The organism is Rossellomorea arthrocnemi (genome assembly GCF_904424705.1).
In the GTDB taxonomy this organism is placed as follows: Bacteria; Bacillota; Bacilli; order Bacillales; family Bacillaceae_B; genus Rossellomorea; species Rossellomorea arthrocnemi.
Map to the genome: position 1 here is coordinate 81901 of NZ_CAJGBF010000008.1, position 12326 is coordinate 94226.

General features: G+C 40.9%; 13 protein-coding genes, 1 other RNA gene and 1 pseudogene. 5 read left to right on the plus strand and 10 right to left on the minus strand.

Annotated features, from left to right (window positions below; translation table 11 throughout):
• Positions 1-23 precede the first annotated feature (23 nt).
• Entirely contained in the window at positions 24-821 is a 798-nt protein-coding gene (locus tag BAA9072_RS12610; protein ID WP_201715042.1) for a TIGR00266 family protein, read from the minus strand.
• Between the two features lie 146 nt (positions 822-967).
• A complete protein-coding gene (gene speD / locus BAA9072_RS12615) occupies positions 968-1780 on the minus strand; it encodes an adenosylmethionine decarboxylase (protein WP_201715043.1) in 813 nt (270 codons plus the stop codon).
• A 194-nt stretch (positions 1781-1974) separates the two neighbouring features.
• Here speD and BAA9072_RS12620 point away from each other — a divergent pair, with 194 nt between their 5' ends.
• Positions 1975-3105, plus strand: coding sequence for a CAP domain-containing protein (locus tag BAA9072_RS12620; RefSeq protein ID WP_201715044.1), 1131 nt, complete (start codon positions 1975-1977; stop codon positions 3103-3105).
• 434 nt (positions 3106-3539) lie between these two features.
• Here the strand turns inward: BAA9072_RS12620 and BAA9072_RS12625 are convergent, their stop codons facing one another.
• The 4 genes from BAA9072_RS12625 to BAA9072_RS12640 all read right to left on the minus strand — a co-directional run bounded on the left by BAA9072_RS12625 (position 3540) and on the right by BAA9072_RS12640 (position 8460).
• Positions 3540-4259: a DsbA family oxidoreductase gene (locus tag BAA9072_RS12625; protein WP_201715045.1), complete on the minus strand. Its 720-nt coding sequence runs from the start codon at positions 4257-4259 to the stop codon at positions 3540-3542.
• Positions 4260-4344: 85 nt separating this feature from the next.
• Positions 4345-6924 carry a DEAD/DEAH box helicase gene (locus tag BAA9072_RS12630; RefSeq protein WP_201715046.1) on the minus strand — a complete coding sequence of 860 codons (2580 nt, stop codon included), beginning with the start codon at positions 6922-6924 and terminating at the stop codon, positions 4345-4347.
• Positions 6925-7067: 143 nt separating this feature from the next.
• Positions 7068-7523 (minus strand): CoxG family protein, encoded by a 456-nt coding sequence (locus BAA9072_RS12635; RefSeq protein WP_201715047.1) that lies wholly within the window; start codon positions 7521-7523, stop codon positions 7068-7070.
• A gap of 148 nt (positions 7524-7671) precedes the next feature.
• Positions 7672-8460, minus strand: a complete 789-nt coding sequence (locus BAA9072_RS12640; RefSeq protein ID WP_201715146.1) for an HAD family hydrolase — start codon at positions 8458-8460, stop codon at positions 7672-7674.
• Positions 8461-8612: 152 nt separating this feature from the next.
• Between BAA9072_RS12640 and BAA9072_RS12645 the strand changes: the two genes are divergently transcribed.
• Together BAA9072_RS12645 and BAA9072_RS12650 are read left to right on the plus strand one after the other, a co-directional pair.
• Positions 8613-8906 carry a DUF948 domain-containing protein gene (locus tag BAA9072_RS12645; RefSeq protein ID WP_201715048.1) on the plus strand — a complete coding sequence of 98 codons (294 nt, stop codon included), beginning with the start codon at positions 8613-8615 and terminating at the stop codon, positions 8904-8906.
• A gap of 153 nt (positions 8907-9059) precedes the next feature.
• Complete coding sequence (locus BAA9072_RS12650) at positions 9060-9710, plus strand: MtnX-like HAD-IB family phosphatase (protein ID WP_201715049.1); 651 nt, start codon at positions 9060-9062, stop codon at positions 9708-9710.
• Positions 9711-9920: 210 nt separating this feature from the next.
• On the opposite strand, the gene ssrS is transcribed toward BAA9072_RS12650, so the two are convergent.
• A non-coding RNA gene (gene ssrS, locus BAA9072_RS12655) (6S RNA) lies at positions 9921-10109 on the minus strand.
• 82 nt (positions 10110-10191) lie between these two features.
• On the minus strand, positions 10192-10629 hold the full coding sequence (locus tag BAA9072_RS12660) for a peptidylprolyl isomerase (protein WP_113967927.1): 438 nt from the start codon (positions 10627-10629) through the stop codon (positions 10192-10194).
• A gap of 203 nt (positions 10630-10832) precedes the next feature.
• On the opposite strand from BAA9072_RS12660, the gene BAA9072_RS12665 reads away from it, so the two are divergent.
• The gene (locus BAA9072_RS12665; protein ID WP_201715050.1) at positions 10833-11129 is read left to right on the plus strand and encodes a phage holin family protein; all 297 of its coding nucleotides are present in this window, start codon (positions 10833-10835) and stop codon (positions 11127-11129) included.
• Between the two features lie 66 nt (positions 11130-11195).
• Here the strand turns inward: BAA9072_RS12665 and BAA9072_RS12670 are convergent, their stop codons facing one another.
• Complete coding sequence (locus BAA9072_RS12670) at positions 11196-11717, minus strand: type 1 glutamine amidotransferase domain-containing protein (protein WP_201715051.1); 522 nt, start codon at positions 11715-11717, stop codon at positions 11196-11198.
• 64 nt (positions 11718-11781) lie between these two features.
• Positions 11782-11919, minus strand: a complete 138-nt coding sequence (locus tag BAA9072_RS12675; protein WP_201715052.1) for a hypothetical protein — start codon at positions 11917-11919, stop codon at positions 11782-11784.
• A gap of 184 nt (positions 11920-12103) precedes the next feature.
• Here BAA9072_RS12675 and BAA9072_RS24520 point away from each other — a divergent pair.
• Positions 12104-12243 (plus strand): annotated as a pseudogene (locus tag BAA9072_RS24520) (peroxiredoxin); the annotation flags it as partial.
• Positions 12244-12326 lie beyond the last annotated feature (83 nt).

Consider the following 12326-nt stretch of genomic DNA (forward strand, 5'->3'; position numbering starts at 1 on the left):
TGCTATTACTATTTCTCTTAGAATCAATCGTCCCCGTTTAGAAAATCCCCGATTCCACCAAGTATACTTCCTTCACCAGTAGAACGGCCTCCTCCTGGAGCGTTCGCATAGATTCTTTCCGCTAAACGACTGAACGGAAGGGACTGAATCCAAACGGTCCCAGGACCTCGAACAGTAGCAAAAAACATTCCTTCTCCACCAAGGAAGGCAGATTTGATTTTGCCAACATATTCGATATTGTAGTCCACATCTTTCGTCATGGCCACTAAACAACCCGTGTCCACCCGTAATACTTCCCCTGGCTGAAGCTCTCTTCTATAAATGGTTCCCCCTGCATGAAGAAAGGCTAACCCATCTCCCTCCAGCTTCTGCATGATAAAGCCTTCTCCACCAAAGAAGCCTGTTCCCAATTTCTTTTGAAAATCGATCCCAACAGAAACTCCCTTTGCAGCACATAGAAAAGCATCTTTTTGACAAATCACCTTACCGCCTAATTCACTTAAATCAACAGGAATGATTTTTCCAGGATAAGGTGCTGCAAAAGAAACATGCTTTTTACCCATTCCTTCATTGGTGAATACGGTCATAAACAAGCTTTCACCCGTTAGTATACGCTTTCCCGCTCCAACCAATTTTCCAAGAAACCCTCCAGTACCGCTCCCTTGAGATCCGTCACCAAAGATTGTTTCCATCCCTATTCCATCTTCCATCATCATCATACCACCAGCTTCAGCTACGGCGCTTTCTCCCGGATCCAACTCTATTTCTACAAACTGCATATCGTCCCCGTGCAATTTATATTCGATTTCATGTGAATTCATTCCATATTCCTCCTCAAATTACAAACATATTTACCTATTCTTCAAGTGGAATGAAATTCCCTTCTTGAAATCCATTTTCATAATAGTAAGATTTTAAACTAAAAAACCCCTTCTCCGGATTATTCTAAGAAGGGGTCTCTATAATCTTACGGCATGGAAATATTCTTACCATAAAAGATTTCATCCATTTCCATTTTCACCTTGTCTGTAATCTCTTCAACCTCACCATCTTCGAGTCTGTCCTTTGTATAACCAAATAAATAGTTGTTTAAATCAAACTCCTTCAACTTACATTTTGTATGGAAAATATTTTGCGGATAGACATTCACATCGATCATGTCGTACTCATCCTTAATTTCTTCTGGAATGTAATTCTGTATCGAATTGATGTCATGGTCGATAAATAGCTTTCTTCCGTTAATATCCCTTGTAAACCCTCTCACCCGATAATCCATCGTCATGATGTCCGTGTCGAAGGAGTGGATCAGATAGTTCAATGCCTTAAGGGGAGAAATTTCCCCGCATGTAGACACATCGATATCTGCCCTGAATGTAGAAATCCCTTCATGTGGGTGATACTCTGGATAAGTATGGACCGTTATATGACTCTTATCAAGATGCATTGTCACAGCGGATGGCAACGGACCGGGAGATTCATCAAAATGCTCCGTCGGCACTTCGACGATCGGTCCTTCCGATACCAGGATTGTCACACTCGCCCCCTGGGGAACGTAGTCCTGCTTCGATATGTTCAGCACATGTGCACCGATAATATCCGAAACATGTGTGAGGATATTCGTCAGTCGATCGGCGTTGTACTGCTCATCAATGTATTCAATATATGCTTCCCGTTCTTCCCTTGTCTTTGTATAGCAGATATCATACATATTAAAACTTAATGATTTCGTTAAGTTATTGAATTCATGCAGCTGGATTCGTTCTTCATGAGATAATTTCATTTGAGCATTTCCCCTTATATGTAATATTTGTGAGTATGCCTTTTCAGTTATCTTACCCAGACCCCAGCTTACTAAAACAGGTAGTTTTGATTGAAGGCGGCGTAGAGTGGGTACTGAATAAAGTGAGTAAGCCTTTCTCTTTTTACTTCTTTATGAATTTGGATACAATGGAAGGTAGAATGGAGTGTTAGCCTTTGAGACGATTATTTATTTTTATCACAATCATTGTGGTTGCTTATATATCTAAACCCGCTTGGGAAGAAAAAGTAGAAGCGACAGGCTTCGATTCAGTCCTCTATAAAATTGAAGAAATGAAGAATAACCCTAAAGTACAGGATACCTTTGATGAAATTTATCAAAAAGTTAACCTACTTCTAATAAAATTGGACGAATCATTCCGGGATTTGGAACAACCCACTGACACAAATAATGAAGAGTCTGCGGAGAAGCCGACCTTAACAGTACCAAGTGAACAAAAATTTTCCATCTATAATATTGAAATCGGGGATTCCGAAGAAAGTGTCGAGGAAGAACTCGGTGAAGCAAAGAGAAAATCAAGCAACGAATACGGAGTTTCATGGTATGCCTATCATGAAAACTACCGAAATTTCTTAATGGTCTCCTATGATCAAAACCAACAGGTGAATGGCCTCTTCACAAATCAAGATCTCCTCTCTTCTGATTCAGGGATTAAGATAGGCGTAACCAAAGAGGTAGTACAGAAAGAACTTGGTGAGCCATTAACGAATATTCGAAAGGGACTGACATTATATCAGCTGCAAAATAACGGAGAACAGGATGTATACAAAGTCGATGGCAGCTATGTGACCGTCTTTTATGATAAGCATGAAAATGACACCGTGACCGCCATTCAGATCATCGACGAGACTTTAGAAGCCAATAAGAAAAACTTCTATACCAAGGCAAGCTCTGAATTAAAGGAAGGGTTTGAATTCCAGCTATTCGACCTTACCAATGCCACTCGTGTAGAAAAAGGACTGAACGTTCTCTCATGGGATAGTCAAGTAAGAGACACAGCGAGGAAACATAGTCTCGATATGGCGGAACAGGACTATTTCAGTCACACGAATCTTGATGGACAATCACCATTTGATCGAATGGAGGAAGATCAGGTAGCCTTTCGTACTGCCGGAGAAAACCTGGCATACGGACAATTAAGTTCCATCTTCGCCCACGAAGGACTAATGAATTCCAAAGGTCACAGAGAGAATATTCTGCAGTCACACTACGAACATTTGGGCATCGGGGTCGCTTTTAACGAAAAATCCCAGCCTTACTATACAGAGAATTTTTATAGTAATTAACAAAAGCGCAAGCGGCTTGAACAGAGGCGACAAGCTTATGTCGATCCAGCCGGGAAGGCGCCCTTTGCCTTCCTGGCTGGATTGGCATAAGACCTCGAGCCTCTAGCCGCTGGAGCTGGACGAAACAAAAGCGCAAGCGGCCTGAACAGAGGCGACAAGCTTATGTCGATCCAGCCGGGAAGGCGCCCTTTGCCTTCCTGGATGGATTGGCATAAGACCTCGAGCCTCTAGCCGCTGGAGCTGGACGAAACAAAAGCGCAAGCGGCTTGAACAGAGGCGACAAGCTTATGTCGATCCAGTCGGGAAGGCGCCCTTTGCCTTCCTGGCTGGATTGGCATAAGACCTCGAGCCTCTAGCCGCTGGAGCTGGACGAAATAAAAGCAAGCGGAAAAAGTTTTCCAGCTTGCTTTTTTCGTTATTCTAACACCAACAGATTACGACTTGGACGGGGGGATTTCGCATCCATTTTCATCACATGCCATACCATCCGTTCCAAGAGGTTGAAGAGGTGCCATTTCACTTTCCTCTTCCCACACTTTTTGGATGGAATTCAAGAATACATCACTTGGCTGTGCACCGGATATCGCATACTTACGATTGATTACAAAGAACGGTACACCCTGGACACCGATTTGTCCTGCTTGGTCTTCATCCATGCGAACCTCTTGAGAGTGATCACTGCCAGAAAGAACCGTTTCAGCTTCTTTTTCATCTAGTCCAGCTTGTTTCGCGAATTCTACGAGAGTATCCTTGTCACCAATATGTTTAGATAGGGTAAAGTGTGCATGCAACAGGATTTCAGTCATCTCTGCTTCTTTTCCTTTTAATTTTGCATATTTAGTAAGGCGGTGAGCATCAAACGTATTCGTCGGTATATTAGTATCAAATTGAAAATCAAGGCCGACCGTCGCCGCCTGCTGACTCATGCTATCGGTCATGTTTTTTGCTTGCTCGATCGATGTACCATATTTTTTAGAAAGTAGTTCTTGAATACTATATTCTGTATGAACTGGAGCACCGGGATCAAGCTCAAAGCTTTTAAATTCTATCTCAACCTTATCCCTTTGAGGGAATTTCTCGAGTGCCATTTCCAAATGGCGTTTTCCTATATAGCAAAATGGACATACATAATCAGACCAGACTTCAATCTTCAATTGTAACACCTCAATCATCATTTTCAATTCGTATTTGATCGTATCACAGAACCTTCAATCTTACTTAAGATTTGCTCATGAATTATTAATGGGAAGGCTTTCTCCTCGTTCTTCTTTTTACTCTTCCTGTATGACATCGATCACAAATGGGGAACCCGAAGTTCGGTGGAAGCTTCTTACCACATTGTTTGCACATATGGGTTAAACTTGTCACCTCAGTCCTGAGACTTTCGTGAACTCCATCAGCAATTTCAATACGGATCCTTTCCCAGTAGTATGCCTCCGTCTGTCTGCCCAAACGATATAAAAACAAGAGATGTAGACCGACCGCCTTATACGAAACTTCTTTTTGCTCAAGGTTTTTATTCTTTAGCTGAGGTTCCGGTAAGTCTTCCCCGTCTACTATTGCATGCATACACGCAAGCCACTGCTCTGTCAGCAGAGCTTCTTTTTTGGAGAAAGGAAGATGTAGAAATCCGTACAGGTCATTTAGAGAAAGCTTTGCTTCAATATCAGTTTCACGAATTAATTCATATAGCTCCCTCTCTTCATAGAGAGAAGCTTTCTCTGTTCCAAATGGACTTTCGAACTTGTCCCAAAGAGAGAAAAACGTATCCATGTTATGGTAATGACGTTGGAAACGTTCAAACACACCACTTGTAGGTGCGATGGCAAACGTCTCGAGAGATTGGTCAGGCTTGTCGAGGAGCTGTTTCATTACTTTTATATCCTTCGAGAAAGCCACTTTTCCCTCATTATAGATTCCTTTTCGCCCTGCGCGACCAGCAATCTGCTTTACTTCTTGTGAAGTCAGTCTTCTCCTTCTCGTTCCATCAAACTTATCCGTCTCCAGGAATACAATCCTGCGTATCGGTAAGTTTAACCCCATCCCGATTGCATCGGTCGCAACAATCATATTTGTTTTCCCTTTGATGAACTGCATCATCTGCTTCTTCCTTGTTTCAGGAGGCATGCTTCCGTAGATCATGCTGACTTTATGTCCGCTGTTTTGTAACCTCGAAGCGGTATCCAACACCTTCTTCCTCGAAAAACAAACAATGGCATCCCCTTTTTTAGCATGTCTTAATTGAAATTCTTTTGATTCTACCTCAAGAGGAATGTCTCTTTTATAATCATGAATCTCGACGTTACCTTCTCCGACCAATTCCAATAGAAGCTGACGTACGTTTTCACTTCCAATTATATGGACCTCTTTGGCTCTCGCCTTCGTAATGGCACGATACCACGAAAAGCCCCTATCCTGATCGGCAAGCATTTGGGACTCATCAATCACAATTACTTCATATTCATCTTTTTCACGAAACATTTCCACAGTTGATGAAACATGTTTTGCAAAAGGCACTTCCTTTTCTTCTTCCCCAGTTTTCAGGATGCAAGGGACGCCGTCGGCATTCAATGAATCGAATATTTCAAGGGCAAGTAAACGAAGTGGTGCCAAATACATACCGCTCCGTGCTGCTTTCATACGGCTGATCGCATGATGAGTTTTCCCTGTATTGGTTTCACCGATATGGAGAATATAGTGAATATCACCTCGAAAAGAGGGGCTATATTCCCTTCCAAAAATGTCTTCTAATACTCTTTTTTCTTCTTCTTGCTTTCGTTTTAGTTCAGCCAATTCAGCTGCCTTTCTTTCCTCCCGTTTCGCGAGATCCTTTTCATACAGTGAAAGGTGCACATCGGCATCATATGGAAGATCAACAAGTTTGTGTAAATCCTCTATGTACTCCTCTTGAATCGTAGTGAAAAATTTCGACTTTAACGTCAGCAGAAAATGATGACTTAGTCTGCTCAGCCTTTCTTCTGAAAGTTCCTGCCCGTATATATTATGATAATCCTTTTTTAAGTCTTCGGGCATGAGCTGTAAAAGAGAGCGATAAACGACCTGCTCGGTATGATAATAGACAAATCGCTCATAAGGATAGAAATAAGTCTCATATTCCCACACATGCCCATCCCAATGTTCGCTCTTTTTGTGAATCGATCCGGTGAATTCCTTCAGAAAATCAGATACGGATTTGAAGTAGCCGATTGTAAAGCTGCCTTCTTCTTCTAATTTCTCCTCCAGCATATACGGCTCAACAGGTCGGTATTTTGATTTGCTTCTGATATCGTTTATACATTTATGAGCAAATAAGGAACGTAATTCAACATACCAATGATCTTCAAGATGCCACGTTTGATGGTTAATGAATGAAAGGATCTTTTTTTGGATTTCTTTTTGAAGGACGGCCAGCTTTTTTTCTTCTTTTACTGTAACATATGCCTCTCGAACCTTTTGATGGCACTTTTTCCAACCTTCCTCAGAAATTGGTTTTTCCTTTAGCCAGTTTAAGATATTAAATGAGTGATATTCCCTGATTTCATTCCGGAACAATTTATTGATCAATTTCTTATCTGTACCTTCAATATCGTAACCTTTCTCACGCAGAAATGCTTTCTTATGACTGCGAAGGACATCGTTGGTTACTTTGTTCAACCATATATTCAACCATATTTGGTGAAAAAAAGCGCTTCTTTCTTTTATATAGTCCTGGAATGAAGGGCACGTTTCCTTTTTCTCAAGGAATAGTTTGATATCATCCTTTATTTTCCGTTTTGTTTCTTCTATGGCTTCTTCTCGAAGTATGTGAAGCTTTTGCATGATAAGACCCCTTTTTACGTTTACGGATTACGTATTAGTGTATGTATTTCTTTTCTATCTAACAATAATTCTCTTGCTCAAATACAACATTATATCATACAGCCAAGGGTTCTTTCATACTAAATGGATGCATGCTCAACTGCCTATAAGTGATCACGTCCCCCTCTTTCGATTGCTCTGCCAACAGCCAAAGTTAGTTCCTTTGTAAGGTCGACAACCATTTTATCGAATGTATTTTGAAGGAGCTTTGCCAGTGGACTGGTTGATTCAATCGTTAAGCTTCCCGTCATTCTTGTAACGACTGTACTTACTTCTTCAGCTTTGAAGAAGCCTGAACCAATGAATCTTTGGTTAATTCCCTTTAATGTAAACTTCACTTCTGATGGTTCATTCCAGTTTGTAATCTTCACGTTCACATGAATCTTTTTTGTCACCATCCCATAGTGGACGGCAAATTTCCATGCTGAATGACGATCGGAAAAAATAATATGCTCCTTGTACCCGGGAACAAGTGGAGCCCAAGCATTCATATCACGAATAAACGTCCATACCTTTGGTCGCGGTGCATGGACATTCACATAATGGAATCCACTTCCCATTAAATTTCCTCCTCACTTAATTAGATCGTTTCTCATCCATCCTTTTCATGCCTTCGTCCGGGACTCGGTGAATAGTATGAATAGAATTGGAGCATTATGACAAATGAAAGTAATTAAGAGGCCATGACGAATCAAAGCCTCTTTGTTGTTATATAATGTTCGTGACAATCGGGATTATTTCGTGAAGTTCTTTCACTTCATAATCCGGGACTACCTTTTGAGGTGTTTGATGCCGCCTGTTAATCCAAATCGTTTTGATGCCTACATTCGAAGCACCCAGGATGTCTGTATTTAAGTTATCTCCAATCATGATGACTTCTTCCTTCTGAAGCTGCAGCCTCTCTAATGCATGATGGAACATCGCTGGATCCGGCTTTCCTTTACCGATATTCCCTGAGATGATGATTTCTTGAAAGTAAGGGAGGAGTTCTGGGGTTTTATCAAGCTTTGTATTCTGTAAATGTGGAGAGCCGTTCGTTAATAACAACAGCAGGTAGTCCCCTTCCACTTCATTTAACACTCGAAAAGTATCCTCATATACATAAGGTCTATCTTTTCGTTCCTGCCGAAATTTCTCGGACAATTCTTCACCCAGTACGGGATCCGTTATCCCTAAAGAATGTAAGCCCATGGTCCAAGCTTTTTTGCGGTATTCCGGAACAATTTCTTTCATTTTCAGGAAGTTCTCATCATGTTCATCCAGGAATTCCCCCCATAGCCCTTCAAAGGGATTGATTCCGATATTCTGGGTAAATTCATATGTATCATAGGCAGCATAAAGCTCCCTTGCAGCTTTCCGGACACTTAACTCAAGTACTTGAGGATCTGTTCCTGCCTTCGTATATGCGTATTGGCATGTTGCTCTGAAGGCTTCTTCAATGCTTTTGGAATCCCATAACAGTGTGTCATCTAAATCAAACATGATGGCTTTGATCACTTTCATCTCTCCCTTTACAGTATTCAACTTATAGTTTAGATTACTAGCTACATGAGAATTAGTAAACCGGCAGAATAAATTAATTTCTCATGTTATTTTTAACACAATTAGGGAATATAACTAAAAACAGCGTTTAACGAGGTGAAATCGATATGTGGATTGTGTATGCAAGTATTGCCTTATTCGTCATTGCCCTGATTATGTTGGGAGCAGCATTAATAAAGACAATCAAAACAACCCGTCCAATTATGAATGAAATGAATCAAACAGCTGCCAACATTCAATCGAGGATGGATAAAATCTCTTCAGAAGCAACTCAACTGCAAGTAACCCAAGGAGAGATCCAAGGGGATATCGAATATAAAAAGTCCACCATCACGGGCACCATTCAGGAAGTAAAGCGTACTCCGGATGTTCTAAAAGGATTTGTCAAAAGCATGAAGTAGTAATACCATGGCACCTTGCTTTTGGCAGGGTGCTTTTTCATTCCCGAATATCAGTTTACATAATGATATTATAGTCTCTTTATTTCTCTTTCCTTCCTCCCCCTTCTATATCTATGATACAATCAACTAAATCCAATACGAGGAGGAGGCGCTATGAAAAAATGGGCTTTTGTTTCAGACTTCGATGGAACCATTTCTAAGAAAGACTTCTATCATCTCGTCATGGAGAAATACTTTAAAGAAGGACAAGCCTTGTTTAAAAAGTGGAAGGCCGGCGAAATGAACGACATCGATTTCTTGCGAACAGTCTTTTCATCTATACATCAAGATGAAACTCAAATCATTGAGGATATCCATTCACTCAAAATCGATGACCACGTTACTTCCTTCATCCATAAAGTTCAGGAACAAGGAGGAAGGTTCTATATCCTCAGCGCAGGAACAGATTACTATATCCATCATATTCTTCAACAACACGGAATCACAAATGTTAAAGTGTATTCTAATGAAGGCTTTTATAAAGAAAAGAATGTACATATGAATATCGACCCCGAGCACCCTCATTACTCGGGACGCTATGGCATCGATAAGTTCAAAGTGATCGCTGATTTAAAAGAAGAGTATGAGACAATTTATTTTGCTGGAGATAGCGAGCCGGATAGCCACCCTGCTGAAGTGGCGGATGTCACCTTTGCCATGAAAGCACTACAGAGCATTCTCAAGGAACGCAGTACTCCTTTTATTGAAGTAGATGATTTTCATGACATCGACCGTTACTTAACTGATAAAGGTGTATTGAAATAAATCCCTTTGCACATTTAAGTCATGCATGATACACTTATTTTGCCTCTCCCGAACATTCGCTTGTTGCGGGACACTTAACCATGTACGGACGGGAGGGGCCACGATACATAAACATAAGACCGAATTCCTGATACGGGGATTCGGTTTTTTTTATGTTATGTAAAAAGAAAAAGCCAGCCCCCTATTGGGAACTGACTTGAGATACTAATATAAGCAGCCACATTTGCCGTAATTTGATATAAGAAAGTTTTAAACCACCACTCCTCAAAGTGGGTGTTTGCAGAAGGTTTCCTGTCGTCCTCAAATCGTGGAGGCTTGACATTCCAACTTCGATGTAAAACTCCCTATTACAGTTTAAAGGTTAAAACTTCGTTATGATTACGTACAACGCAGCCTGTATTAGTATGATACAACATCATATGAATTATTTCAACTATTGTTTTTCACCAATAATATTGGTGAAAGGTCCGTCCCTCTTGCTTTATGCGTCGTATACTTCCATTTTTTCCATAACATCGCCGTTTTTCATTGATTTAGCGATGTCAATTCCTGAAGTCACTTTCCCAAAAACGGTATGAACGCCATTTAGGTGGGGCTGTGGCTCATGTACAATAAAGAATTGGCTGCCTCCTGTATCTTTACCCGCATGTGCCATTGATAATGATCCTTCCTCATGCTTATGTGGATTTCCTTCGGTTTCACATTTGATTGTGTAACCAGGTCCTCCCATTCCATTTCCATTAGGGCACCCGCCTTGGCTTACGAAACCAGGGATGACACGGTGAAAGCTTAAACCGTTGTAGAATCCTTCGTTTGCTAATTTTTCAAAGTTTGCTACTGTTCCAGGTGCTTCATTCGGAAATAAATCAAATTCAATTTTTTCACCTGTTTGAAATTGTATGTATCCTTTTTTCGCCATTTATAACAGCTCCTTTTTAATATAGGTCAATCAATATAATATCACTGAAAAATTCGTATGTCACTTTAAAGGCTATAATTTCACTTGGTATTTAGTACGACTTCCGACTCTTGCAAAAAGATATCCATACAGGTTGTCATGAAATCCCCCAATACTGGAATAAGCTTTATAGAAGTCATTTTTCATTATAGGGAGTGAATGACATGATTGAAAACTTATTAAACGGAATTTCCATCGATCCACAAGTCACGGTACTCGTTCCTGTACTATGGGTGCTAGGGTATGCATTAAAAAGAACACCACATATTCCGGATTGGTTGATTATTTGGATTTTATTATTGGTGGGGGTAGGAGCAAGCGGTTGGACCCTTGGGTTTGATTTTAACGGGATTGCAAATGGATTCATCGCTACAGGTGCTGCCATCACCACTCATCAATCTGTGAAACAGACGTTTTTTGCCCGGGTGAATGATCGTAATAAAAGAGATAAAAAGAAATAGACAAAGGGACGGACTGGTCTCGATAAGCTGCTCACAGCTTCCTGGACCAGTCCTGTTTATTATTCCCTATTTTGTCAGCACTTCAATAAATTCTCTCATATAATCGGGCAGATCAGGCGGTCTGCGACTTGATACGATGTGGCCATCTGTAACGACAGGCTCATTCACCCATGTAGCTCCTGCATTTTCCATGTCATCCTTTATCCCAGGTGTGCTGGTGACTTTGACCCCTTGTAGGATCTTGGCTGATATCAATACCCAGCCCGCGTGGCAAATTTGGCCGATCGGTTTCTTTCGTTCGTCCATCGATTGGACCATGGCAATAACTTCTTCATAACGACGAAGTTTATCTGGAGACCAGCCTCCTGGAACCAATATGGCGTCATAATCTTTTGGGTCGATATCTTTAAAGGCAAACTCAGAAACTATCGGCACCCCATATTTTCCGATATATTCCTCATCGGCATTCTCGCCGACAATATGTACGGTTGCCCCTTCTTCCCGTAAACGCAGGACCGGGTACCATAGCTCAAGATCTTCGAAATCGTTACTGACTAATTGAATGATTTTCTTACCTACTAATTTCAATAGTATCCCTCCTCACTTCTACTACTATTGTCTAAGTTACAAGAAGATATTGCAAACGATAACCTTAATTATAGGGGCTATACTTCTTAATTGCTTTAATGATCGTTTTGGTTTGGACATATGAGACAAGGAAGGCTACTACGGTCATGACTGAACCAAACATGTATATCACTTTAATGAGTTTATTACTTTTTCTCTTCACCACATTCACCCTATCTTCAGAAAAATGTACAATCACCCCCTATTATTCCCATTTAAGAGAGAAGTATGAATCACAGATGGGTGACCTCCCCCATCATATTTAGTCGCATCACTGCATATGTTGATAGTACTTTTTCTAAAGGGGTGTGTTGATGTACAATCCTTTCTATTCACGATATCCTCAAATGAGAAGTGATGCTGGTACCTTTCCTTTCTGTTCCCAAACAAATGACCCTGCCCTCCTCTTTATTGCTGAAGCATACGATAATACCCAAATGAAATAAATACCGTTAACTTGGAATCATATAGGGGGAAATGGGTCATATAGCGAAAGGGCTTTGACCAGGGGCGACAAGCATAAGACGAGTCTCCCGGAAAGGCGTTTTTTGCCTTTTGGTAGGCTTGACT

Bases quoted from the DNA above. Each gene is read 5' to 3' on its own strand.
- BAA9072_RS12660 (WP_113967927.1), bottom strand. From the start codon at position 10,629: ATGGCGAAAAAAGGATACATACAATTTCAAACAGGTGAAAAAATTGAA.
- BAA9072_RS12630 (WP_201715046.1), bottom strand. From the start codon at position 6,924: ATGCAAAAGCTTCACATACTTCGAGAAGAAGCCATAGAAGAAACAAAA.
- BAA9072_RS12645 (WP_201715048.1), top strand. From the start codon at position 8,613: ATGTGGATTGTGTATGCAAGTATTGCCTTATTCGTCATTGCCCTGATT.
- BAA9072_RS12665 (WP_201715050.1), top strand. From the start codon at position 10,833: ATGATTGAAAACTTATTAAACGGAATTTCCATCGATCCACAAGTCACG.
- BAA9072_RS12650 (WP_201715049.1), top strand. From the start codon at position 9,060: ATGAAAAAATGGGCTTTTGTTTCAGACTTCGATGGAACCATTTCTAAG.
- BAA9072_RS12635 (WP_201715047.1), bottom strand. From the start codon at position 7,523: ATGGGAAGTGGATTCCATTATGTGAATGTCCATGCACCGCGACCAAAG.
- speD (WP_201715043.1), bottom strand. From the start codon at position 1,780: ATGAAATTATCTCATGAAGAACGAATCCAGCTGCATGAATTCAATAAC.
- BAA9072_RS12610 (WP_201715042.1), bottom strand. From the start codon at position 821: ATGAATTCACATGAAATCGAATATAAATTGCACGGGGACGATATGCAG.